Annotated in this window: 16 protein-coding genes; all 16 read left to right on the forward strand. The window is 72.5% G+C overall.

Going from position 1 to position 26057, the window contains the following annotated elements; genetic code table 11:
* The first annotated feature begins 42 nt into the window (after positions 1–42).
* The gene (locus tag KJK29_RS34855; protein ID WP_215123165.1) at positions 43–939 is read left to right on the forward strand and encodes a DUF4255 domain-containing protein; all 897 of its coding nucleotides are present in this window, start codon (positions 43–45) and stop codon (positions 937–939) included.
* Positions 940–971: 32 nt separating this feature from the next.
* Positions 972–2948, forward strand: coding sequence for an ATP-binding protein (locus KJK29_RS34860; protein WP_215123166.1), 1977 nt, complete (start codon positions 972–974; stop codon positions 2946–2948).
* A complete protein-coding gene (locus KJK29_RS39045; RefSeq protein ID WP_251058011.1) occupies positions 2939–3322 on the forward strand; it encodes a hypothetical protein in 384 nt (127 codons plus the stop codon). Before KJK29_RS34860 ends, KJK29_RS39045 begins: the two co-directional genes overlap by 10 nt.
* Entirely contained in the window at positions 3319–10185 is a 6867-nt protein-coding gene (locus tag KJK29_RS34870; RefSeq protein ID WP_215123167.1) for an eCIS core domain-containing protein, read from the forward strand. Before KJK29_RS39045 ends, KJK29_RS34870 begins: the two co-directional genes overlap by 4 nt.
* 13 nt (positions 10186–10198) lie before the next feature.
* Positions 10199–10888 (forward strand): hypothetical protein, encoded by a 690-nt coding sequence (locus KJK29_RS34875; protein ID WP_215123168.1) that lies wholly within the window; start codon positions 10199–10201, stop codon positions 10886–10888.
* On the forward strand, positions 10885–11586 hold the full coding sequence (locus KJK29_RS34880; RefSeq protein ID WP_215123169.1) for a hypothetical protein: 702 nt from the start codon (positions 10885–10887) through the stop codon (positions 11584–11586). The genes KJK29_RS34875 and KJK29_RS34880 overlap by 4 nt, the downstream gene beginning before the upstream one ends.
* An 8-nt stretch (positions 11587–11594) precedes the next feature.
* Positions 11595–11969 (forward strand): hypothetical protein, encoded by a 375-nt coding sequence (locus tag KJK29_RS34885; protein ID WP_215123170.1) that lies wholly within the window; start codon positions 11595–11597, stop codon positions 11967–11969.
* Complete coding sequence (locus tag KJK29_RS34890; protein ID WP_215123171.1) at positions 11962–13101, forward strand: hypothetical protein; 1140 nt, start codon at positions 11962–11964, stop codon at positions 13099–13101. Before KJK29_RS34885 ends, KJK29_RS34890 begins: the two co-directional genes overlap by 8 nt.
* A gap of 50 nt (positions 13102–13151) precedes the next feature.
* Complete coding sequence (locus KJK29_RS34895) at positions 13152–13688, forward strand: phage baseplate assembly protein V (RefSeq protein WP_215123172.1); 537 nt, start codon at positions 13152–13154, stop codon at positions 13686–13688.
* 19 nt (positions 13689–13707) lie between these two features.
* Positions 13708–14052 carry a hypothetical protein gene (locus tag KJK29_RS34900; protein ID WP_215123173.1) on the forward strand — a complete coding sequence of 115 codons (345 nt, stop codon included), beginning with the start codon at positions 13708–13710 and terminating at the stop codon, positions 14050–14052.
* Entirely contained in the window at positions 14049–14453 is a 405-nt protein-coding gene (locus KJK29_RS34905; RefSeq protein ID WP_215123174.1) for a GPW/gp25 family protein, read from the forward strand. Before KJK29_RS34900 ends, KJK29_RS34905 begins: the two co-directional genes overlap by 4 nt.
* Positions 14450–17560, forward strand: coding sequence for a putative baseplate assembly protein (locus tag KJK29_RS34910; RefSeq protein WP_215123175.1), 3111 nt, complete (start codon positions 14450–14452; stop codon positions 17558–17560). Before KJK29_RS34905 ends, KJK29_RS34910 begins: the two co-directional genes overlap by 4 nt.
* A complete protein-coding gene (locus KJK29_RS34915; protein WP_215123176.1) occupies positions 17557–21369 on the forward strand; it encodes a putative baseplate assembly protein in 3813 nt (1270 codons plus the stop codon). The genes KJK29_RS34910 and KJK29_RS34915 overlap by 4 nt, the downstream gene beginning before the upstream one ends.
* A complete protein-coding gene (locus KJK29_RS34920; RefSeq protein WP_215123177.1) occupies positions 21369–23516 on the forward strand; it encodes a hypothetical protein in 2148 nt (715 codons plus the stop codon). The genes KJK29_RS34915 and KJK29_RS34920 overlap by 1 nt, the downstream gene beginning before the upstream one ends.
* Before the next feature lie 77 nt (positions 23517–23593).
* Complete coding sequence (locus KJK29_RS34925) at positions 23594–25138, forward strand: DUF6519 domain-containing protein (protein ID WP_215123178.1); 1545 nt, start codon at positions 23594–23596, stop codon at positions 25136–25138.
* Positions 25138–26034, forward strand: coding sequence for a peptidoglycan-binding protein (locus KJK29_RS34930; RefSeq protein WP_215123179.1), 897 nt, complete (start codon positions 25138–25140; stop codon positions 26032–26034). Before KJK29_RS34925 ends, KJK29_RS34930 begins: the two co-directional genes overlap by 1 nt.
* Positions 26035–26057 lie beyond the last annotated feature (23 nt).

Below are 26057 nucleotides of genomic sequence, written 5' to 3' on the forward strand. Positions count from 1 at the left end.
GAGAAGGACCAGGACCAGGAGAGGGACCGAGGAACCGACGCCATGAGCAACGCACTTGCCCTCGCCCACGTCACCCAGGCCCTCGCCCTGCTGATCGAGGCCAACCTGCCGCCGGACATCGACATCGCGGTGAAGGTCGAGCCGCGCAAGCCGCCGGCCGACCCGCCCCTCGAACCGACCATCACCGTGTTCCTGTACCAGGTCACGCCCAACACCTCGCAGCGCAACCACGACCTGCCGACCCGGGCGTCCGACGGGACCCTGGTCCGGCGTCCGGCCGCCGCGCTCGACCTGCACTACCTGATCAGCGCGTACGGCGAGGAGGCGGAACTGGTCGGGCAGCGCCTGATCGGCTCGGTGGTGCGCACGCTGCACGAGATACCCGTACTGCCCAGGGACATCATCGAACTCGCCGGTCAGCGACCGCACTTGAACGGGAGCGACCTGGCCGAGGCGGTGCAGCGGGTGCGGTTCACGCCGACGGCGATGGACGTCGACGAGACGTCCAAGCTGTGGGGGATGCTCCACCAGACGCCGTACACGCTGTCCGTCGTCTACCAGGCGGTCCTCGTCCTCATCGACGGGCGTGAGACGCCGGTGCCGGCGAAGCCGGTGGAGCGGCCGGAGGTGCGGGTGCTGCCGCTCGGGGCGGCGGGGGCTCCGGCTCCGGGTGTGACGTCCCAGGAGGCGGTGGCGGTGGAGGCGGATGAGCCGGTCGGGCCCTCGGGGAAGGCCGCGGAACCCGCCGACGAGCCGACGCAGGCCGTGGCGGGGGCCGTGGCGAGGGCCGAGACGAAGCCGCCCGCCAAGTCGGCCCGGGGCCGCAAGCCGGCCCAACCGGCCAGGACGGCGAAGAAGCCGGCCGCCAGGCCCGCGAAGTCCGCACGGTCACAGCCGCCGGCCAAGAACGCCGACGGCAGTGAGGACACGGAGAACTGAGGCACATGGGAGCGACGAGGGCGGGTGAGGACATGGGAACGCGGGCAACGGCCGCGGTCGCCGCCGCGACGGGCGACGGCACGACACTGACGGCGGAGATCCGGCGTGTCCTGGCCCGAGTCGACGCCCATGCCCTGCGCGGCGCGGACGGGACGGCCGAGGGGCGGGAGGCCCGGGCACCCCTGCCCGAGCCCGCCGAGGGCCCCGGCACCGCCCCCCTCGACGCCCTGGTCGCCTGCTTCGAGCTCACCGCGTTCGAGCGGGACCTCGTCCTCCTCACGGCCGCGCAGGAGCTGGAGCCCACCACCGGCGCCCGGTGCGCCGCCGCGAGTGGTGATCCCGAGCGGGCGTACCCGACCTTCTCGCTCGCCCTCGCCGCCCTCGACGAACCGCACTGGAGCGCGCTGCCGCCCGTGTCGCCGCTGCGCCGCTGGCAGATCGTGGAGCCGGACGACGCCTCGCGCCTGACGACCTCCCGGCTCCGGCTCGACGAACGCATCCTGCACTTCCTGCTCGGCTCGCCCTACCTGGACGCCCGGCTGCACGGCCGGCTGCGCCGCACCCCGGTGCCCGACCGGCTGCCCCCGTCGTACGACCTCGCCGCGAGCCGGGTCGCGGCCGGCTGGACGGACGGCGCCCGGCCCGACGCGCCGCTGCTCGTCGAACTGGTCGGCGGCGACCTGCGCAGCCGCGCCGACATCGCCGCCGCGGCCGCCGCGCGCGCCGGGCTCGGGCTGTACGCGCTGAGCGCGGAGGACATCCCCGTCGACCCCGCCGAGCGCGACCGGTTCGCCCGGCTGTGGCAGCGCGAGGCGATCCTGCTGCCCGCCGCGCTGCTCCTGGAGTTCGGCGAGCCGGACCGGGAGCAGCAGGCGGCCACGGAGGCGTTCCTGGCCGGGGCCGCCGTGCCGGTCGTCGTGTCGAGCACCGACCCGCGCCGCACGGACCGCCCGCACGGCACCCGGGTCGGCGTGCCGCACCTCGACGACGAGGAACAACTCGCCCTGTGGACGGACGCGTTCAGCGACGTCGCCGACCTGGAGAGGACCGAACTGCGGTCCCTGATCGCCCAGTTCCAGCTTCCGCCGCACGTCGTACGGTCCGCCGCCGCCACCGTACGCCGTGAACTGCCCTACGAGGACGAGCTCGACGCCGCCGGTCTGGCCTGGCGCGCCGGTATGGACGAGGCCCGGGTCGGCATGGACGAACTCGGCCGCCGTATCGAACCGCAGGCCGGCTGGAGAGACCTCGTGCTGCACGAGCGGCAGACCGGCGTGCTGCGGGAGATCGTCGCCCATGTGCGGCAGCGTGCCATGGTCCACCAGGAGTGGGGTTTCGCGGCGACCCTGCGCCGGGGCCTGGGTGTCACCGCGCTCTTCGCGGGCGGCTCCGGGACGGGCAAGACCCTGGCCGCCGAGGTGATGGCGAGGGAACTCGGCCTCGACCTGTTCGTCATCGACCTCTCGCAGGTCGTCAGCAAGTACATCGGCGAGACCGAGAAGAACCTCCGCCGCGTCTTCGACGCCGCCGAACGCGGCGGCGCGCTCCTGCTCTTCGACGAGGCCGACGCCCTGTTCGGCAAGCGCAGCGAGGTCAAGGACAGCCACGACCGGTACGCCAACCTCGAGGTCAGCTATCTGCTGATGCGGATGGAGGCCTACCGCGGCCTCGCCATCCTCACCACCAACATGAAGAAGGCCCTGGACAACGCCTTCCTGCGGCGTATCCGCTTCGTCGTCGACTTCCCCTTCCCCGCCGAGCACGAACGCGCCGAGATCTGGCGCCGCGTGCTGCCGCCGCAGGCGCCGGTGAAGGACATCGACCCGCGGCTGCTCGCGCAGCTGACCGTGGCGGGCGGCTCGATCCGCAACATCGCCCTGTCCGGCGCGTTCCTCGCCGCGGAGGAGGGCGAGCCGCTCCAGATGCGGCACATGCTCGCCGGGGCCCGCACCGAATACCTCAAGCTGGAACGCTCCTTGACGCCGACGGAGGTCCGCGGATGGGTGTGAGGCAGACGGGTGGGTCGCAGACGGGTACGACGCCGTCCAGTGGTTCGCGGGACGGTGCTTCGTGGGCTGGCGTTTCGCGGGCCGGTGGTTCGCGGGACGGTGGGGCACCCGCGCCGCGCGAGATCCGCCTGGAGATAGGCGAGCTGGTGCTCGACGGCTTCCGCGCGGACCCCGGCCGGGTCTCGGCCGCCTTCGAGGACGAGCTGACCCGGCTGGTCCGCGAGCGCGGTATGCCCGCCGACGGTCCGTGGACGGCCGACGTCCTGTCCGGCCTGCCCCCGCTGCCCGCCGGCCTGTCCGCCCGGCGCCTCGGGCAGGAACTGGCCCGCGCGGTGCACGAAGGCCTGTGCGGCCGGGGCGAGGTGACGTCATGAGCAACTCCCCGACCCAGGACAGCCGTTCCGAGCAGTCAGCCGAGCAGCGCCGCCGCAAGCGCAAGGAGCGCGCGGCCAGGTCCCGCGCCCCCGAGCCGAAGGACATCGTCAGCGGCGCCGGTCAGCCGCTCGACCCCGGCGTACGACGGGACCTGGAGGAGCGCCTCGGGCACGACCTCGGTCGCGTACGCCTGCACACCGGCCGGGACGCCGGGCAGCTCGCGGACCTGCTCGGCGCGGACGCGGTCGCCGTCGGCCAGGACATCTTCTTCGGCGAGGGTGCGTACCGGCCGGGCACGGACGAGGGCCGCCGTCTGCTCGCCCACGAACTCCTGCACACCGTCCAGAACCCGCACGGCCTCGGCACCCTGCGCGCCGGCCGCGACCTGGGCGCGGTGAGCCTGCCCCAGCAGGCCATCGAACGGGAGGCCGAGTCGGCGGCACAGGACCTGGTACGGGACCCGGAACAAGGCCCGGACACAGCCCCCGACCTCGACCAGGCGCAGGCCACCCCCGGCTGGCTCCGCTACGCGACCGTCGACGCCGACCGCCGCCGCACGGAGCAGCTCGACCCCGCGACCCTCGTCGACCGCATCGCCAACGGCCTCCTGCGTTCGCTGCGCGGCGACCCGGAGGACCGGTCGGGCCGCGTCCGGATCCAGCTGGCCCGGATGGCGCCCGAGGTGCAGGACAGCGTCCTGGACCGGCTGGAACTGCGGCTGCCGGTGCCCGTCGTCGACCGGCTGCTGGAGGGCGTGGAGGAGACGGAACGGTCAGGGCCGCTGCCGATGGACGCGGCGACGGCTCCGGAGGCTGTCCCCGGTGCGGGGGATGAGGTCGAGGAGGAGCGGCAGGCTCGCGAGGACTCCGAGGCCGATCCCGCCCCCGAGCAGGACGTACGGCCGAACGAACCCGGCAAGCCCGGCAAGCCCGGTGGGCAACCGGAGGACGGCCGGGAAGAGGATGCCGAGAAGGGGGACGGAGGATCCGCCTCCGAAGACGCCGACCGGGAGAACGCCCAGGGCGGCGCGGGCGCGGCCGGGCGGCAGCAGGAGGGCTCCGAGGACGAGCAGGAGCGCACGCAGGAACAGCAGGAGGAGAAGGACGCCTCCGGCCGGGACGCCGAGAAGGACGCCGCCGACGAACGCAAGGACGCCTCGGACACCGAACGCGACCAGCAGGACCAGGACAAGCAGGACGAGCGCGACGCCGAGCAGGACGAGGGCGGACCCGAGGACGAGGCCGCCCAGGAGCCCGAGAAGCAGGCCGGCGAGCAGGAGCGGCGCGAGGACGAGGGCACGTCCGAGGCGACCCGCCGCCAGGCCCCCGCCCCGGGCACCGTCGACCGCAGCGGCGCCGAGCCCGGCGAGAAGTCCCGGACCGGCGGGGACACCGCAGCGGCCCGTGCGGTGGGCGACCCCGAGAACGAACAGGACGGCGACGACGAGCCGTTGGGCCTGGACGCGGAACCCGCGCAGGACGACACGGATCGGGAGGCGGGCGACGACACGGCCGGGGCGGCCGGCGCACAGCCCGTGCCCGATGCCGACCTCGTCGGATACACGGACGCGGCGAAGAACCCGAACCTCGTCGAGGAGCGGCGGAAGGGCACGGCCCCGCTGCCCAGCCTCTCGTCCGCCTCCGCAGCCCCGGCGCCGGACGCGGCACCCCAGGAGGCCACGCCCGGCACCACCTCCCAGGACACCGCGGCGCGCTCCGAGGACGACGAAGGCAGCGGGTCCTTCGAGGACCTCCTGAGCGGTACGGCTGACGCGCGGCAGCCCGATGCGTCCGGAGCCGGCGGCGCCCTCGGTACGGCGTCTCCCGCTGCGGCCTCGACGGCCGACACCGCCGGGACGGACCGGGACCGGAAGCAGTCGGACCAACGCAAGGAGGACGCCGAGGCCGCACGGCGTGACGAGGAGGCCAGGGCCTCGGACGCCGCGGCGACCGGTGCGGCTGCTGGGCCCGGTGAGACCGCCGCGCCCGACCAGTTGGCCAAGTCGGGCGAGGACGCTCGTACACAGGGTGCCGCCGCACCGTCGGGTACCGGGGCGGAGAAGGACGGCGCGGGCGAGGCCGCCCAGAGCGCCCGGAAGCCGGAAGCCGGTGCCCCGGACCGCAGTGGCGGGAAGGAGGCGGACTCCGGAGCGGACAAGGGCAAGGACAAGCAGGCCGACAAGGCCGAGGAGCGCACGCCGACCGGCGGACGCGACACCGCCGGGGACCAGGGGACCACGGCCCCCGCACCCGACACGTCCCCCGGTGGGCAGGAGACCTCCGAAGGCACGGGTCCGGCCACCACACCCGGCCCGGCCGGCGGCCCGGACAAGGTCTCCACACCGGGACCCGCGAGTGCGCCGAAACTGGCGCCGGGCAACGGCCCGTCGCCCATGGCCGCGGGGCCGCAGCCCAAGACCAATACCTCCAAGGCCGCGGAGTCCGCGGCCACCTCCGCCGGATCGTCCGGCGGCTCCACGGGCTCGCGCTCCCGCCCGACGGGCAGCAAGCGCCAGGCGGCACGAAAGGCCGCGAAGACCGCGTCCCGCCGGGGCGGCGGTGGAAGCGGAGGCGGCGGTCGCAAGTCCCCGGCCCCCGCGCCCGTCCGCTCCGGCGGCCGCCCCACCGCATCCGGCGGGTCCAAGGCCAGCGCCAAGGCCAAGAAGGAGACCCCGCCCCCGGACGTCTCCAACGCGACCCCCGAGTCCGGTCTGTCGACGGCCGCGGGGCTCAAGCCGCACCAGGCCCTGGAGACGCTCAAGGGCGTCGGCAGTGCCGTCGGCCGCTCGGTGGACAAGGAACGCACCTCCCTGCGCAAGGCGCCGCCGAAGATGCAGCGCCCCTCCGGCTCCCCGCGCACGGTCCCCGGCGGCCCCCGTGCGGCGGCCCCGGGCACGTACACGAACGCCAAGGTCGCGCGTACGGACGCGGCGCAGGGCAAGACGCCCGAGATCAAGGGCGAGCAGAAGCCGGAAGGCGACGTCCCGGGCGCGAACGTGCCGGAGCCGAGCTGGTGGGACATCGCCGTCACCATCGGAGCCCAGCTCTTCGGCAAGCTGCTGAAGGAGATCCTCCCGCTCGACGACCTGATCGACTCCATCCTCGGGCTGCCGACCCAGGACGAGGGGCTGAAGAACGCCCGCGTGGGCGACGCCCCGAGGCTTCCGCTGGAGAACGACTCGGACCCGCAGCGCACCGACGACCAGGGCCGAAAGCTCGACGAGCGGAAGAACGAACTGCACCAGTCGGGACGTGACGACGCGGCCCGCCCGATGGGCGAGGACCAGATCTATCCCGATGTGCCCAAGGAGACCCTGACCGGCAAGGTGGCCGGTGGGAAGAAGTCCGCGAAGGGCGGCGGCGGGCGGTCGGTGTCCGGCGGCGGTGTGCCGATCGAGTCCGCCTCCGCGGTCGCCGAGCACGACCGGGGCCCGCAGATCCAGGCGGGCTTCTCCCGGGGCCGGGACAAGATGGGCCAGGAGCGGCAGGCCAAGGACAAGAAGGCGGCGGACGACCGCAAGCAGCACGACCAGGACCTCCAGAAGGAGGTCACGGCCAGCGGCAAGAAGCAGTCCGACGCCCGCGACAAGGGCCGTTCCGACATCGCCGACTCCCGGGACCGGTGGCGCGGGGAGCAGGACGTCAAGGTCTCGGAGATCGACGGCAAGAAGGGCAAGAAGTACGACAAGGTCCGCGACGACATCAAGAAGAAGGAGGAGGACACCGACAAGGACGTCGACAAGCGGACCGAGGACGACAACAAGAAGATCGACGACGAGCAGACCAACGCCGAGAAGGAGGCGGAGAAGAAGCAGGAGGACGGCAAGGACGACGCCGACAACTGGCTCGAAGAGGCCATCGAGAAGCTCAAGGAGTTCTTCGAGAAGCTCAAGAACGCCATCAAGAGCGTCTTCGAGAAGGCCCGTCAGGTCGTCACCGACCTCATCGACAAGTTCAAGCAGCAGGTCTTCAAGCTCATCGACGACGCCCGCAACTGGGTCATCGACCAGATCAACACCTTCGCCGACGCGCTGATCGCCCTCGGCGACGAGCTCCTCGCCGACTACCCGGCGATGCGCGACAAGTGGCGCAACACCATCGACGGCGCGCGCGACTGGGCGGTACAGAAGGTCAACGAGTTCGCCGACGCGCTCAAGGAGGTCGCCGGGAAGCTCCTCGACGGCCTGTGCGGCGCGCTCCTGGCCGGCCTCGACGCGCTGGAGGGCGGCCTGCTGGCCGCGGTCGACATCGCCGAGACGGTCACCGTCGGCGCGCTGGAGTTCGGTGCCGCCGCGGTCGCCGCGCTCGGTGAGTGGGCGGCCATCTTCAACGACATCGTCTCCGACCCGGGCGACTGGATCGGCAAGGCCGGTGCCGCCGCGGAGACGGGCGCCAAGGAACACCTCTTCGAGGAGATCAAGACCGCGGTCAGGGCCTGGTTCAACCAGAAGGTCCAGGAGATCATCGGCATCCCGATGGAGGACTTCCAGGAGCTGGTCTCCGGCGGCGTCACCGTCGAGCAGATGGCGCAGATGGCCTGGGACGAGGCCCTTCCCCAACTCCCCGTCATCATCGGCGTGATGGTCGTCGAGAAGGTCGTCGCCAAGCTCATCCCCGGCGCCGGCTGGGTCATGGCGATCATCGACGCCCTGCAGACCGCCTGGGGGGCGCTCAGCGAGATCCTCGCCGCGTTCGGCCTGTTCATGGACTTCCTGAAGTCGGTCATGAGCGGCAACGGCGCGCTGCCCTTCGCCAAGGCGGTCGCGGCGGGGGTCGTGGCGCTGCTGGAGCTGGTCTACGAGTTCCTCATCGAGGGCGTCGGCCGCTTCATGGGCAAGGTGGCCGAGCGGCTGGGCGACATGCTCAAGAACCTCCGCACGAAGAAGCACAAGCCGGGCCCCTCCGACGCCCCGTCCTCACCGGACGCCCCCACCAAGCCCAAGGACGACCGCACCCCGTCCCCGGACCGCCCCGCCGACCGCACGGACGACACCCCCACCCGCCCCTCGCCCCCACGCAAGCCGTCCCCGGCCCAGACCTCCCGCCCCCCGTCAAAGCCCCGCCCCGGCAAACGCCCCACCCCCGAAAAGAAGCGACGCCCGGCCCACACCACCCGCCCCAAGAAGCGCCGCGACGACGACGAACGCCGCGACGAGGGCCGCGAGGTGAACACGGCCCGCAAGCGCATACGCGACGCGGACCGCCGCCTGAAGGACGACGCCAGGGACAACCGCCGCGCCACCCCGACCCGCCGGGGGCCGGCCCGCGACACCGTGCGCCCCGACCGCCGCCGCGACGCGAACGACCGCGACCGTGACCGCGACCCCAAGGACCCGCGTGCGAGCGACCGTCGCACCGACGACCGGAGACGGGACGACGACCGCAGGAACGACCGGCGACGGGACGACGGCCGCCGCCGTGACGACGACCAGCGCCGCGACACCGACAAGCGTCGTGACACCGACAAGCGTCGTGACACCGACAAGCGTCGTGACACCGACAAGGACCGCCCTCGCCGTCGCCCGCTCCGCCGTGCCCGCCAGACCGTCAAGTCGGCGGTCAACAGGGCCCGCCGGGCAGGCCGCAAGCTCTACGGCAAGGCCCGCCGCACCGTCGGCAGCCGCCTGAACGACCGGCTCCGGAAGCTGCGGGACCAGTGGCGGCGCCGGAACGACCGGTCCAAGGACCGCACCGAGGACCGCACCAACCGTGACCGCGATCGCCGGAATCGCGACGACCGCAAGCCGGAGGACACGACCTGGGAGCAGACCATGCCCAGGGTGTACTTCCGCAACCTCGACGGAGAGTCGCACACCCTGATGTTCCGGGGGCGGGGACCGGCCTCCCAGATGGTGGTGCGGAGCCAGACGGACCCCGTCACCGACTACCTCGACGAATGGCAGTGGGAGGCTGATCAGCTCGCGGCATACCCCGACCGCCATACTCGCCAGGTGGAGGCCATCCGCTCCGCTCGTGCCCAGCACGTCAGGGCCGAACAGGTCAAGCGGAGGCTGCCGCCCCGAGGCACCACGACCCGCACCGGGGAGCTCGAGTACCGGGCGCTGCGGGGTGCGTTGAACAGGCTCGCCCGTTTGCTGGAACTGCGTGAGATCGACCCGAGCAGGCCGCCGCTCCTCCCCATGGTCCTGCCGCCGTACACCGACGGTGTGCGCGGCCATGGATTCCAGGCCACCGGCATCAACAAGACCATCAAGAGCCACAAGGGCGAGAAGCCGCTCGGCAATCCCAAGATCCCGCTCGGCTGGGACCTGGTGCCCGCGAATCTCAGGAAAGACACGGCCTGGGTGCGTATGCACCTCTTCACCGAGAAATTCGGAGGGAAGGCCACCGGCTCGAACCTCGTCCCCGCTCCTGGTACGCCGGTGAACAGCAGATTCGCCTACCGAATCGAGTTGCCCGCCTACAAAGCGATCGCCAAGGACCCCAGCATCGCGATGATTTGGTTCAACTACGACGTCGGTTTCTACAGCGGCGCGGACGAGTACTTCCCCAAGAAGATCTCCATGGCCTGGGGTAAGTACGCGCCCGCAGGCAACACCTGGCGTAAACAGCCGGCCGAGGGCGCCTACACGCGCGACAACATTCAGCGTCCGAACGCCCTTGATTCCAGGTTCGACATCAATGGAAAGGGTCCCGACTCCATCAGGACCAAATTCGGCGTCAGCCGGGCCTTCGCGCAGGCGCTGCGTGACCAGTCGCCCTACCGCGACATCTACCAGCTGATCGTGCGGATGAAGGCGTACAAGACGCGCCTGAACGCCACATCGCCCGGCAAGCTCAGGAACTTCGACAGCGAGCTCAAGGCCGTCGTCGCCAAGAAGAACGACATTCGCTTCACTTAGGAATCAAGGGACCATGGCGCGCTATACGGAACAGGAACTCAGGTACCTCCGGCTCCTGGACGAACTGCAGGAGACCGACGGAGTGGACATCCGCTACGAAGAGAGGGGAGAGATCGAGGAACTCACGGGTGAGGCACCGGAGGCCTTCGATCTCATCGAGGAGTGGCAGGGCGTCCGCTTCGCGCCGGAACTCCAGCGGGCCTTTCTCCGGTTCGACGGGATCTCGTCCCACTGGACGCTCGCCAAGGGCGGATCGACCCTCCACGGTGAGTTCTCGTTGCGTCATCTTCCCGCTGCCCTGTTCGCCACAGGTGAGACGCTCATCCACGATGATCTCCCCGCCGATGTGCGCGCCCTCTACGAGGAGTTCCGGGTGTTCGACGAACAGCCGAGGACCGGAGCCGGCACGCTCGCCGCACTGCGGGTCCCGTCCGTGGTGACCGGGAGCATCTCACCCGAGGTCTGGTACTACGACAGTTCCGACGGGGCGCTGCTGGACATCGACTACGCCCAGTACCTGGACGCACTGCTTGTCACCAAGGGCACGTTCGGCTGGCAGTACCTGTACGCCGACGTCGACCTGGGGGAGAGCGGCCTCGGGAGCGTCGCGGACGATCTGCGCACCATGCTGGACGTCTTCCCGGATGTTTTCCCCGGCCACGACTACTCCGACCTGCGCGCCCGTCTGGAGGCCCGCCTGTGACCCGCTACGCCGACATCCCCAAACCCATCCGCTCCGGCATCGTCGTGGTCAACCCCGACACCGGCACCCCCCAACGCATCATCGTGCTGCAGTTCAACCCGGACACCCTGGAACGCAGCGTGAGCCCCCAGTCGGCCGGTGACAGTGGGGACGCCGGAGGCGGAGGGACGGGAAGCGGTGACAGGAATGAGGCCTTGCGGCTGAAGGGCCCCGCTCAGGAGACCTGGAAGTTCACCGCAGAGATCGACGCGACGGATCAGTTCGAGGTCGCGGCGCCCGACGGGATTCATCCTCAGCTCGCGACGCTGGAGATGCTCGTGCAGCCGACCACCGCGCAACTGCGGGCCGCGAGCAAGCTGTCGCAGAAGGGGGCCATCGAGATCAGTCCGATCGAGATGCCGCTGACGCTGTTCACGTGGGGGAGCAAGCGGGTCATGCCCGTGCGGTTGACGGAGTTGTCCGTGAACGAGTCCGCCTTCGACGTGAATCTCAATCCCATCCGCGCCTCCCTCAGCATCGGCATGAAGATCCTCACCGTCAGCGATCTGCCGGCCGGGCACCGCGGCGCCGATCTCTACCTCGCGCACCTCGCGCAGAAGGAGCGGCTGGCCGCGGCGGCGAGGGGCGGCAGCCTCGGCGCGCTGGGGCTCGGCGGCGGACTCGGGGCAGCGGCGAGCGCATCGATCAGGAGGGGCTGAGCCACACCATGGCCGACATCGAACCGTACGAGAGCGCCCTGGACGCCATACCCGGCGCTCATCCGTATCCGCGCACCAGCCGGTACCACGACGCCGAGATCGGGGTGCACCGCCGCCCCGACGGAACCGAAGTCCGGTACACCAAGCGGCGGTTGCTGCCGCCTCTCGACGACGCCGGCCACCAGGAGGCCCAGCCTCATGTCGTCGGCGCGGGGGAGCGGCCCGACCTGCTCGCCCAGCGGTACTTCGGCGACCCCGGGCAGTGGTGGCAGATCGCCGACGCCAACCCCGTACTCGATCCACGGGAGTTGACCGACGAGGCCGGGCGGATCATCGGCATACCGACCGCCGGCGGCTTCCCGCAGGGGGACCGGCGTGTTTGACCTGCCCGTGGGGCAGGGCCCCGTGCACATCACCCTCCTCATGGGGCCCAAGCTCGCCCGCCCCGTGCCCGCCGAGGTCACCGAGGCCCTGCTCTCCGCGCAGATCACCGCCACCGCGGGCGAGCGCAGCGGGTTCCAGCTCGCGTTCGACCTCACCAAGAACGGCATCATCAGCCGCCGGCTGCTGCCCGAGGGGTTCTTCGACCCGAAGACCCGGCTGATCGTCACCGTCAGCGTGCGCGGCACGGCCGCCGTGCTCTTCGACGGGCTCGTCGTACGGCAGGAGGTCGGCGCCAGCAACCGGCCCGGCCACTCCACCCTCACCGTCACCGGCGAGGACCTCACCCTGCTGATGGACCTGGAGGAGCGCACCGCTCGCTACCCCAACCTGCCGCCCTCCGAGCGGGCCCTGGCCATCCTGCGCCGCTACTCCGACTACGGCATCCGGCCCGACGTCTACACCGAGAAGGTCGCCCAGCCCCCGCACCAGGACCTGCGCGTGCACTACCAGACCGGCACCGACCTCCAGTACGTCACCGAGCTCGCCCGCGCCAACGGCTACACCTTCTACCTGGAGCCCGGGCCCAACCCCGGTCAGTCGTCCGCCCGTTGGGGCCCCGAGGTCCGGCTCGGCATCCGCCAGCACGCCCTCAACGTCAACATGGACGCCCAATCCACCGTCGACCAGCTGACGTTCGCCTACGACGGGACGGCCAGGGAAGAGCCGCAGGCCCGCTGGCAGGACCCCGGCACCCGGCAGTCCACGCTGCTGCCGCAGCCGCCGATCAGCCCGCTGCGCCCGCCCCTCGGCAGGCGCCCCACCCCGGCCCTGAAGCGCAAGACGCTGTCCGGCACCGCCAAGCAGCAGCGCGAGCAGGCCGAGGCCGAACTGCTCGCCCGCGCGGCCGTCTCCGCCGACGTCGTCTCCGGTTCCGGCTCCCTCGACGTCAACCGGCACGGCTACATCCTCCAGCCCCGCCAACTCGTCGGCGTACGGGGCGCCGGGCGCGCCTACGACGGCGACTACTACGTCAAGTCCGTCACGCACAACCTGCGGCCGGGCTCGTACCAGCAGAACTTCACCCTCTCCCGGGAGGGGCTCGAAGCCCGCAGCGACTACGTCCGGCCGTAACCCCACACACGCAACCGCCCCCACGACCATCCTCCAGGAGCATCCCCACCATGGCGGCACCCAGCAATCGCTACCTCGGCAAATTCCGCGGCCGGGTCGTCGACAACAACGACCCGCTGCGCATCGGCCGCGTCACCGTCGAGGTCCCGGACGTGCTCGGCGACGAGCCGTCGACCTGGGCGCTGCCCTGCCTGCCCTTCACCGGGCCGGAGTCCGGGCAGTTCGTGGTGCCGCCGCCCGGCGCGGGCGTGTGGGTGGAGTTCGAGCAGGGCGATCCCAGCTTCCCGGTGTGGACGGGCTGCTGGTACGGCGCCGCCGAGGAGCTGCCGCCCGACGCGCGCCGCGAGCTTCAGGCGAACTCGCCGAGCAAGCCGGTCGTCGTGCAGACACCGCAGGCCCACAAGCTCGTCATGATCGACACGCCCGGCGCCGAGCAGGGGATCCTCCTCCAGGCCCAGGGCGGCGCCTACATCCGCATCACCAAAGAGGCCGTGGTCATCGCGACCGGCGCGGGCGCCGAGGTCGTGCTGCGCGGCCGTGAAGTGACGATCAACGAGGGCCAGTTGACCGTGCTCTCGAAGCGATAGACGACGGGGGACCCAGCAAGTGACAGGAACGAACAGAAGGCTTCTCGACGCCGGCACCGTGCTCGGCTGCCCGCACGGCGGGCGGGTCACCGCGGCCACCCCGCCCTCCGGCGGAGTCCGGGTCGCGGGCGCCGCCGTCGCCACGGCCGCGCACTCCTACGTGGTCACCGGCTGCCCGCACACCGTCCACCGGGTGCCCTCGCCGTGCGTCACGGTCCGCTGGACCGCCGACACCACCGGCATCACGGTCGACGGCGCGCCCGTGCTGCTCGACACCTCCGCGGCCCAGTGCTTCAGCGCGGCCTTCGTCCCGCAGGGGCCGCCCGTCGTCCAAGGCGCGCAGCGAAAGGTCACCGTCCGATGAACCCCACCAGTCGGGCCGCGAGGCCCCGTTCCGACATCGCGTTCCCCTTCCGCGCCGACCGCCGCGGCCGCACCGCGCACGCCGGGCACGGCGAGCACGTCCACGATCTGATCGAGCAGCTGCTGTTCACCAGCCCCGGCGAACGCGTGATGCGCCCCGACTTCGGCTGCGGACTTCTCGACCTGGTGTTCGCGCCCAACAGCCCCGAGCTGATCAGCACGCTCGAACTGTCCGTGCAGGCCGCGCTGCAGCGCTGGCTCGGCGACCTCATCGAGGTCACGGCTCTCGACATCGACAGCGAGGGCGGTGAGGACGGCGTCGTCCGCGTGTACCTGTCGTACGCCGTCCGGGCCACCGGCGCCCGGCGCGACGACGTCTTCGAAGGGAGGGCCGCCGCATGACGACCGGCGCCACAACATCCCGCCGCGGCAAGGTGAGGGCCGCACAGCTCAACGGCGTCGACACCGTCGAGACCGGCGACGACGGCCTGCTGCTCACCGTCACCTTCCTAGGCAAGGCCCCGCACGGCCTGTGCCCCGAGAACGTCCGCATCGACGGCGGCCGTCGTGTCACGGACATCACCGCCGTGGACGTCAGTGTCGAGCGCGAGGAGGACCCGGAGCTCGACGACCGGCTCTACGTCACCCTCGACCGGGCCGGAGACACCTCCCGCTACCGCCTCTCCCTCGTCGAGACCGACCCCTACGGACGGCCCGGCACCGAGCCGTACCGCGGCTTCGACCAGCGCTACCACAGCGCCACGTTCACCTTCCGGCCCGACTGCCCCACCCCCTTCGACTGCGAGGGCGAGCACCGGCCGGAGCCGGACTTCCCCGCCGCGCCCGTCATCGACTACACGGCCCGCGACTACGAGACCATCCGCAAGCTGCTCCTGGACCGGCTCGCGCTCACCACCCCCGACTGGGCCGAGCGCAACCCCGCCGACCTGGGCATGACCCTCGTCGAACTCCTCGCCCACACCGGCGACCAGATCAGCTACCACCAGGACGCGGTCGCCACCGAGGCCTACCTCGACACCGCCCGCCGCCGGGTCTCCGTACGCCGTCACGTCAAGCTCATCGACTACGCGATGCACGACGGCTGCAACGCCCGCGCCTACGTCACCGTCCGGACCGCGCAGGACCGGACGCTCGCCCCGGGCACCTTCCGCTTCGCCTCCGTCGACGTACGCAGCCTCGACCCGCACGACCGCCCCGAACCGGGCACGGTGATCGACGAGGCCGACCTCGGAGACCTCGACGAGCGCGGCTCGGTGGAGGTCTTCGAACCGGTCGTCGCCACCGACCCGCTGGAGCTGCGGGTCGCGCACAACGCCATCCGGCTGTGGACCTGGGGCGGCGAGGTGTGCACCCTGCCGCGGGGCGCCACCGCCGCCACGCTGAGGGACGCGTGGGTGGATCCGGAGACCTGCCGCGAGCGCCGGCTGGCCCTGAGGCCGGGCGACGTGCTCGTCCTGGAGGAGGTGAAGGGCCCGCGCACCGGCACCCCCGGTGACGCCGACCCCGCCCACCGCCAGGCCGTCCGGATCACCTCCGTCACCCCCGGCCTCGACCGGATAGAGGACCAGCCGGTCCTGGAGATCACCTGGGCCACCGAGGACGCGCTGCGCTTCCCGCTCTGCCTCAGCACCCGCGGCGGACGCGACTGCCTGCCCGTCGAGGAGGTCACCCTCGCCCGCGGCAATGTCGTCCTCGCCGACCACGGACGGACGCTGACCGGCCTGCCCGAGACGGTCACCGTGCCGCCCGTGCCCGCCGTGACCGCCCCCTGCGACCCTCCCGCCTTCGGCTGCCACGACACCGAGGAGGGCAACGCCCCCGCACGGCTGATCAACGCCCTGACGGACAGGGCCGAGTCGGGCCGGGCCCTCGTAGCCGACGACGTCCGCGAACTCTTCGACGTCGTAGGGGAGGCCGCGACCAACCGCGCCGGACTCGGCCTGGAGAGTGCCGGGCAACGCCACGAACAGGTCGTGCCCGGCACCGCCTACGCCCAGGCCGCCACCCTGCGCACCCTGCTCGCCCAGTCCGTCTACCCGGGCATCGCGCCCCGCTTCCGCCCGGTCCTCGGCCGTACGCCCGTCACCCAGGCGGTGCCCTTCCCCGACCCCGGCACCGTCGCCGCCGGACAGGCCGAGCGGATCGCGGCGATACCGGGCCGGGTGCGGCAGCGGCTCGTCGAGCTGTGGCGCAGCGCCCGCGACCGGGACGGACTCGGCAAGGAGGAGATCGCCGAACTCGCCGTGATCTACGGCCTGAACGTGCTGGAGCGGTTCGAACTGCACCGCCACCCGGTCCGTGCCCTGCGCGAACTGCTCTACCGCAGCGACCAGTTGCTCGACACCAAGCTGCGCCGCGTCGAGGTCCTCGCCGCCCGCGCCCGGGCGGGAACCGTCCTCGACGGGCACATCGCCTGGGAGATCGCCCACGCATGGGGCCCGGCCTACGCGAGCGGACTTCACCCGGAGGAGACGGTGCTGCGCGGCTCGGCGACCGCCGCCCTCGCCCAGGACCCGCGCCGGGCCCTGCCCGCCGTACGCCCGCACGACGGGGACCGGACCTGGGAGCCGCGCCGCGACCTGCTCGACAGCGGTCCGCGCGAGCGGCACTTCGTCGGCGAACTGGAGGACGACGGACGCCTCGCCCTGCGCTTCGGCGACGGCCGGCACGGCGCGAAGCCCACGCCCGGCTCCCGCCTGGAACTGCGCTACCGGCTCGGCGGAGGCACGGCCGGCAATGTCGGCGCCGAGGCCATCAACCACCTGGTCGTACAGGGCGACTGCGAGGCGCCTGCCGCCGTCGTGCGCAACCCGCTGCCCGCCACCGGCGGCACCCGGCCCGAACCCGTCGAGCAGGTACGCCAGCTGGCCCCGCTCGACCTGCGCCGCACCCGGCTGCGCGCGGTCACCGCCGAGGACTACGCCGCCCTCGCCGGCGCCCTGCCGGGCGTGCAGCGGGCGGCGGCCGAGATCCGCTGGACCGGCAGCGTCCAGGAAGCACACATCGCGATCGACGCCCACAGCACCGCCGACCCGTCGCCGGGCCTGCTCGACTCGGTCGCCCAGGCCCTGGAGACGTACCGGCGCATCGGCCACGACCTCGTCGTGGAGCCCGCCCGACTGGTGCCGCTCGACATCGCGCTGAGCGTCTGCGCCGCGCCGGGGCACCAGCACGGGCAGATCCTGGCCGAGCTGTACCGCGTGCTGGGCAGCGGACGGCTGCCCGGCGGACGGCTCGGCTTCTTCCACCCCGACGCGCTGACCTTCGGCGAACCGGTCCGGCTCAGCCGCCTGGTCGCCGTCGCCGCGGCCGTGCCCGGGGTGGAGAGCGTCGAGGTCACCCGGCTGCGCCGACTGTCCGAACAGGACCGAGGAGAGAGGGAGGACGGCGTGCTGCGGCTCGGCCCGCTGGAGATCGCCACCTGCGACAACGACCCGGACCGGCCGGAGAACGGCCTGCTGGCGATATCTCTGGGAGGTGCCCGATGACGGACCCGCACCCGGCCCCCGCGACCGAAGTCCCCGCGACCGACGACTGCGGCTGCGGCGGCGCCTGCCGCGGCGGCCACGACGAGCGCCTCGCGCCGACGCCGCCGCACAACCCGCCCGGCCGCACCGCGCTGGACTACCGCGTCGGCGAGTACGGCTCCTTTCTGGCCGCCCTGCTCGACCGGCTCGCCTCGCCCGCGTACCCGGCGCTGAACCGCCTCACCGTCCGCACCCCGGACGACCCGGCGATCGGCCTGCTCGACGCCACGGCCGTCCTCGGCGACCTGCTCACCTTCCACTCCGAGCGGATCGCCGACGAGGCCTACCTCCGCACCGCCGACGAGCACCGCTCCCTGGTGCTGCTCGGCCGGCTCGTCGGGCACCGTCCGCGTCCCGGTGTCGCCGCCGCCACGTACCTGGCGTACACCCTCGAACGCGACCCGCGCGCCGAGGCGCAGAACGTGCTGATCCCGCGCGGCGCGCGCAGCCACAGCGTGCCGGCCTCCGCCGATGAGGCGTCGCTGACGTTCGAGACCGCACGGGATCTGACGGCCCGCTGGGACTTCAACGAGCTGAAGGTCCGTCGCCGCCGTCCCTCGCTGCTCACGCCGCAGGACCTCGAGAAGCGCTCGGAGCTGTTCGTCGAGGGCACGGGGCTCTCTCTTCAGACCGGCGATCAGTTGCTGTTCGTCTTCGGGGAAGGGGCCGGGGGTGCGCGCAAGCTGCTGCCCGTGGCGAAGACGCGGGTCGACCGGGACGACGAGATCACGGCGGTCTCGTTGCCGAAGTCGGCGCCGGCGACCCTGAGGGAACTGGTCGACGAAGTACGGCGATGGACGGCTGTGCCGGCCCAGCCGGGTGAGCCGGGGGAGGAGCCGCCCACGCCGGAGGTTCCCCACCCGCGGCCGGTCAGCCGGCTGATCGAGGACTTCGAGGATCAGGTCCTCGAACCGCTGCGTGACGATCTGGACGAGGTCAAGACGCCCGAGCGGCTTGCGGCTCGCCTTGCCGAACCTCTGGCCCGGCTCGGTGAGGCGCAGGTGCTGGCCGCTCCGTATGAGGACGTGGCGGCTTGGTTCGAGCGGTTGGAGGCGGTGCTCGCGGAACTCGCCGAGCGGGCCATGGAGTTGGCGCCTGCCCAGACGGATGCGGGTGGTCGGCCGTCTGGGCTGGTCGCGCAGTTCCCCGCGCCCCTGGAGGATGATGGGCGCGCCGCTGCTTTGGAGGCCCTGGGCGTTGTACTTCCCGCGCTGCGCGCCACCGCCCCCGCACCCCGGGGTGTCACCGGTCGGCAGCTCCCGGGTACTGACACCGCACGTCTCCTCTCCGCCCTCAACCCCGGCCTCGGCAGCCTCTACCCGGCCTGGCGTACGGCCGCCGCCCCCGGTACGCCGCAGCTTCTGCGTGAGCTGCTCGCCCTGCGCGTCACCGCGGCTCCCTTCGGAGCCACGGCCCCGCTGAAGCCGGTCCAGGACGATCGCGGCCGGGTCATCCGCACGGCCGACTGGCCGCTCACCGGCGCGGTGCTGGCGACCATGCGGGTCGTCTTCGACACGGCGGGCAAGTCCCCGGTGCGGGCCGAGTTCCAGTACGTCGAGGGCAGCAGCTCCGACCAGCGATCCGAGAACCTGCCCGTCGCCCAGCCCGTCACCTTCACGCTCGGCCCCGGCCAGGTCGAACTGTCCGTGCGTTCCGGCCAGGACCGCGACCTGAGCTGGCTGAACCGCCGTCCGGCCGACTCCCAGGAGCCCGGTGTCACGGCCCGCTACCTCTCCGCCCTGCCCGAGCGCACGCTCTTCGTGTCCCGGCCCGACGACGAGGGCCTGGTCCACGTCGGAGTCCACAACGGCACCTCCGAGCAGATCGCCCTGCGGCCGGGCGCCAGTGAGCAGTTCACGCACGGCGATCACGAGGTCAGCCTCACGTACACGGTGGGCAGCGCCGAGCCCCATGTCGAGGTCGTGATCGCCAGCAAGCCGGAGCCCGTCAACCGCCGCACGCTCCAGCTGGACACCGTGCACGAGGGCATCACCGTCGGCAGCTGGGTGGCGATCCAGCGGCCCGCCAAGGGAGCCGAGGGCGGAGTGCCCGGCGATCCGAAGCTGGCGTTCGTCACCACCCAGGTGGTGGCAGCGCGTACGGCCGCGTACACCAACTACGGCATCACCGGGCGCGGCACCGAACTCACCCTCGCCGACCCCTGGCTGGACGAGTTCGACGTGCTGCTGTCGCACATCCGCGACACCACCGTGCACGCGGCCGGGGAGCGTCTGCGTCTCGCCGACGAGCCCCTCGGCGAGGACGTGCACGGCAACGAGATCGAACTCGCCGAGCTGTACGAGGGGTTGCGGCCCGGGCGCACGCTGATGGTGACCGGCGAGCGCAGTGACCTCCCGGGCACGGCCGGCGTCAAGGCCACCGAGGTGGTCACCGTCGCCGCCGCCGACCCGGCGGTCGATCCTCGGCTCCCCGGCGATCACGTCCACACCCGGCTGACCCTCACCGCGGATCTCGCCCACCGCTACCGCCGTGAGAGCGTCCGCATCCTCGGCAACGTCGTCGAGGCCACCCACGGCGAGAGCCGCGAGGAGGCCATCGGCAGCGGCGACTCGGACCGCGTCAACCAGACCTTCGCGCTCTGGCAGTCCCCGCTGACCTGGCTCGCCGACGACAACCCCCTCGGCGCGACCCCGGTGCTGGAACTGCGTGTCGACGGCGTGCTGTGGCACGAGGTCGACAGCCTCGCCGGGCGCGGCCCGACCGAGCGGGTCTACATCAGCGGTGCCACGGCCGACGGCCGGACGACCGTGACCTTCGGCGACGGTGTGCACGGCGCCCGGCTGCCCTCCGGCCACGAGAACGTCCGCGCCCGCTACCGCTTCGGCACGGGCAGGGCCGCCAACGTGCCCGCGGACCGGGTCACCCAGCCCCTCACCCGGCCGCTGGGCGTCACCGCGGTCACCAACCCGCGTCCGGCCACCGGCGGCGCCGACGCCGACGGCCCCGGCCTGACCCGCCGTACGGTCCCGCTGGCCGTCTCGGCGCTGGACCGGCTGGTGTCCGAGTCCGACTACGAGGACTTCGCCCGCTCCCGCGCCGGAATCGGCCGGGCCTCGGCACGCGAACTCTTCGACGGGCGGCGGCGCGTGCTGCATGTGACGGTGGCGGGCACGGACGACGTGCCCATCGCCCCCGACTCGGACACCCTGCGCGCCCTGCGCGGCGCCCTCACCGAGTACGGCGACCCCAACCTGCCGGTCCGCGTGGACGGCCGGGAACTGGTCCTGCTGCTGATCGCCGCCCGGGTGAAGGTGGCCCCCGACCACGCCTGGCACCAGGTCGAGCCGCGTCTGCGGCAGGCCCTGCTGAACCGGCTCGGCTTCGAGGGCCGGGAGCTGGGCAGGCCCGCCCGCCTCTCCGAGGTCCTGGTCACCGCCCACACCGTGCCCGGCGTCGACTACGTGGACGTCGACGTCTTCACCGGCGTGCCCGCCTCCGCGACCCCGGAGGAACTCACCGAGCTGCTCACCCGGCCCGGCCCGCCCAAGGCGTCCGTCCCGGCGCACGCGGCGACGTACGACGAGAAGATCCACACGGTCCGCGCCGAGAACGGCGAGACGCTGTCGGAGATCTGCGCGAAGTACGGCGTCCCGCTCGCCGAACTGCTGCGCCTCAACCCCGACATCACCGACACCCGGCGCCTGCCCAAGGGCCGGTCGGTGTACGTCTTCCGCGGTATCCGCCCGGCCCAGCTCGCGCTGCTGTCGCCTCGCGCCGCGGACACCCTGATTCTGACGGAGGTCAAGTGATGTCCCCGGACACCCATTTGGAGACCCCGGCCCCGGTGGTGCCCAGGGAGCCGGACGGGCTCGCCGACCTGCTGCCCCGCTGGCACCGGCTGCGCGACGCCGAGGAGGGCGAGCCGCTGCGCGCGCTGCTCGCCGTGATCGCCGAGCAGCTCGACCGCGTCCGCGACGGCGTCCAGCAGGGCTACGAGGACCTGTTCGTGGAGACGGCTGCCCCCTGGGTGCTGCCGTACCTGGGCAACCTCGTCGGCTACCGCACCCTGCCCGGCTACGAACGCGTCCTCACCACCGGCCTGCACGACGGCGGCCGGGCCGCCCTCGCCGAGGCCGTCGCCCCGCGCCGGGACGTGGCCGCCACGGTCGCGAGCCGCCGCCGCAAGGGCACCCTGCACCTGCTGGAGGAACTGTCCGAGCAGGTCGCGGCCTGGCCCGCGCGCGCCGTGGAACTGTCCCGGCAGGTGGCCCACACCCAGCCGGTGAAGCTGTACGGCACCGGCACTCACCGGGGCGAGCGGGGACGGCTGACCGATCTGCGCGACGGCGCCGAACTCGCCCTCGGCGGCGGCCCGTTCGCGAGCAGCGCCCGTACGGCCGACGTCCGCCGCGCCGAGTCACGCCATCGGCAGGGCGGCTGGACCCCGGCCGGAGTCGCCCTGTTCGTATGGCGGCTGAAGGCGTACGCGCTGACCCGGACCCCGGCCTACTGCATCGACCGGGCCCGCAACCTCTACACCTTCTCGATCCTCGGGAACGACACCCCGCTGGTCACCAAGCCGTTCCCGGAGCCCTCGCCGACGCACATCGCGACTGTCGACAACGTGCCGGCGTTCGTCACCCGCCGTCTCCTGCACGACCGGCTGCTCGACTACTACGGCCCCGGCAAGAGCTTCGTCATCCGGCGCGACGGCGAGGACAACCCCGTACCGCCGTCGGACATCGTGGTCGCCGACCTGTCGGACTGGCGCTACCGGCCCAAGCGCGGCCAGGTCGCCGTCGACCCCGAGCTGGGCCGTATCGCCTTCGGCTCGCGCTCCGCGCCCCGGCAGGGCGTATGGGTGGACTACCACTACGCGTTCGCGGCCGACATGGGCGGCGGTGAGTACGAACGCGACCGTGAGCCGCGCCCCGACGCGGAGTTCTACCGGGTCGGGCCCGGACAGCCGTACCGGCAGATCATGGACGCCTACCGGGCCTGGCAGCACGACCGCCGGGCCGGACGTACCGGACCCGACGGCATCATCGAGATCACGCACAGCGGCGCCTACCAGGAGCAGCTGGACTTCGACCTCGACCCGGGCGACCGGCTCGAAGTGCGGGCGGCGGAGGGCACACGCCCCGTGATCCGCCTGCTCGACTGGTACAGCAACCGCCCCGACGCGCTCAACATCCGCGCGGTGTCCGAGGACTGCGCCCCGCACGAGCGGCCCCGTGTCGTCCTCGACGGACTGCTCGTCGCCGGACGCGGCATCAACGTCACCGGCGCGATGGGCGCCGTCGTCGTACGGCACAGCACGCTCGTGCCCGGCTGGTCCCTGGAGCCCGAGTGCGATCCGCACTCGCCGGAGGAGCCGAGCATCGTCCTGGACCGCACCACCGCCTGCCTCCAGATCGAGCACAGCGTCCTCGGCACCATCGAGGTCATCGGCGACGAGGTGGGCGAGGACCCCCTCGACATCCACATCCGGGACAGCGTCCTCGACGCCACCGCCGACGACCGCGAGGCCCTGTCCGCCCCGGACTGCCGCCACGCCCACGCCGTGCTGCACCTGCACCGCACCACCGTCATCGGCGAGATCCACACACACGCCGTGAAGATCGCCGAGAACAGCGTCTTCACGGGCCGGCTCCACGTGGCCCGGCGCGGCATCGGCTGCGTGCGCTACTCCCGCGTCCCCAGCGGCTCACGCACCCCGCGCCGCCACCGCTGCACGGACGCCAAGCCGTCCTTCACGTCCCAGCGCTACGGGACGCCCTGGTACGCGCTGTTGTCCGACCGATGCCCCGAGGAGATCCGGCGCGGCGCCGACGACGGCGCCGAGATGGGCGCCTTCCACGACCTGTACCGGCCGCAGCGCGAGGACGGCCTCAGGGCCCGGCTCGCCGAGTACACGCCGGCCGGCACCGACGCCGGGATCTTCTTCGTGACGTGAGCCGCAGCGGCGCCGACCGAGCCGCACCGCCACCGACTTCGTGAACCCGCACCTCTGAACCCGAGGGGACACCCTTCATGCACGCAGATCTCTCCCGCTCCACGTTCCGTCCGGAGCGGCACTACTCGGCGGTCGTCGCCCAGCAGGGCCGCGTCCAGCTCGACGCCGACCTCAACGAGCAGACCGCGATCCAGCTCCACCAGACCCGCAGCCTCGCCGCCGACCTGATCGGACCGCACGGCGGGCCCCGCGACGCCGCCGGCTTCCGCATCGAGTACGTGGGCGGCAAGCACGAGATCGACACCCTCCTCGTCCACGGCGGCCGCTACTACGTCGACGGCATCCTGTGCGACGCCGACCGCCCGGCGGCCGGGGTGCCCGTCACCGACGAGGACAGCGAGGAGTCCGCGCCGGAGCCGCCCGCGCAGTGGACCTACTGGGACCAGCCCGACGCCTTCCGCGACCCGGAGAAGCCCGGCGACCGGCTGCCCTCGCCCGCCCAGACGCCGTTCCTCGTCTACCTGAACGTGTGGGAGCGCTCGGTCAACGCGGCCGAGGACCCCGCGCTGCGCGAGGTCGCCCTCGGAGCCGCCATGCCCGACACCGCCGCCCGCCTCAAGGTCGTCTGGCAGGTACTGCCGCTGTCCCTCACTCAGCTGGAGATCGAGGAGACCGACCCGTCCAAGGAGGTCGTCCGGGCCGCCTTCACCCGCTGGGCGCAGCGGCAGTCGGCCCCCTCGGCCCGGCTCGCCGCCCGTAGCGAGCGGCCCGGCCACGCGGACGAGGACCCGTGCCTGGTCAAGCCGGACGCCCGCTACCGGGGCCCGGAGAACCAGCTGTATCGGGTGGAGGTCCACGCGGGCGGCGAGGCGGAGGACGCCACCTTCAAGTGGTCCCGCGAGAACGGCTCCGTCGTCTTCCCCGTCGACGAACTCGACGGCACCTGGGTGCAGTTGGCGTCCCTCGGTCACGACGACAAGCTGGACCTGGACGTCGGCGACCACGTGGAGTTCACCGACACCGCCTACGCCTCCCGTCTGGAGCCCCTGCCGCTGCTGCGTGTCGAGGAACTGGACCTGCCCGGCCGCCGCGTCCGCCTCTCGGCCGAACCCGACCCGGGCGTCGGACGACTCGCGCATCTGAACCCGTACCTGCGCCGCTGGGACCACCGCGGCGGGCCGAAGCGCAAGGGCCGCAGCACCGACCTGCGCGGCGGCGCGATCCCCGTCACCGAGGGCGAGTGGCTGCCCCTGGAGGACGGCGTCGAGGTGTACTTCGCCAAGGGCGGCACCTACCGCACCGGCGACCACTGGACCGTGCCCGCCCGCACCGCCACCGGCGGCGTCGAATGGCCCCTCGACCCGGCCCGCCGCCCGCTGCTGCGGGGACCGGCCGGCATCGCCCGGCACTTCGCCCCCCTGGCCCTGATCAAGGGCGAGGGCAGCGCGGTCGATCTGCGCCTGGCGTTCGGCCCGCTGGCGAGCGGCATGCCGGCCGCCGACGAGGCGACGCTCGCCGCGGAGGAACAGGCCCGCCGCGAGGAGCTGGCCGCCGAGGACCCCTCACAGGGGAGGTCCCAGACCACAGCGGAGGCGGAAGCCGCCGTCGAAGGAGAGAACTGATGGCCAAGCCGCTCAGCGCGTCGAAGCTGGTGGAGATCCTGCGGGCCGAGGGCGTGACCGTCCACGAGGTCCGCAGCTGGCGCACCCACAACCGCAACAGCAAGGGCCCCTGGGGCCCGGTGAACGGCGTGATGATCCACCACACCGTCACCTCCGGCACCGCCTCCTCAGTCGACACCTGCTACGACGGCTACTCGAGCCTGCCCGGCCCGCTGTGCCACGGCGTCATCGACAAGAAGGGCCATGTGCACCTGGTCGGCAACGGCCGGGCCAACCACGCCGGTCTCGGCGACGGCGATGTCCTGCGCGCCGTGATCAACGAGTCGAAGCTGCCGGGCGACAACGAGGCCGACAGCGACGGCAACCGGCACTTCTACGGCTTCGAGTGCATCAACCTCGGCAACGGCAAGGACCCGTGGCCCGAGGCGCAGAAGGAGGCCATCGAGAAGGTGTCGGCGGCGATCTGCCGCCACCACGGCTGGTCCGAGCGCTCCGTCATCGGCCACAAGGAGTGGCAGCCGGGCAAGGTGGACCCGCGCGGCTTCACCATGGACGGCATGCGCAAGCGCATCTCCGACCGGCTGAAGGGCGCCGGGGGCAGCACCAAGCCGGACCCGGATCCCGAGCCCGCGCCCAAGCCGTCCTACGAGCCGTTCCCGGGCGCCGCGTTCTTCCACGTCGGGCAGCGCTCCCCGATCATCACGGCGATGGGCCGCCGCCTGGTCGCCGAGGGCTGCAGCCGCTATGAGGAGGGCCCGAGCCCCGACTGGTCCGAGGCCGACCGCCGGTCCTACGCGCTCTGGCAGCAGAAGCAGAACTTCTCCGGCAAGGACGCCGACGGCATCCCCGGCAAGGTCACCTGGGACCGGCTGAAGGTGCCCCGGTCCGGGAAGTGAGAGCGTGCGCCCCTCCCCGCGGA

Origin of the sequence: Streptomyces koelreuteriae, assembly GCF_018604545.1 — a bacterium.
In the GTDB taxonomy this organism is placed as follows: domain Bacteria; phylum Actinomycetota; class Actinomycetes; order Streptomycetales; family Streptomycetaceae; genus Streptomyces; species Streptomyces koelreuteriae.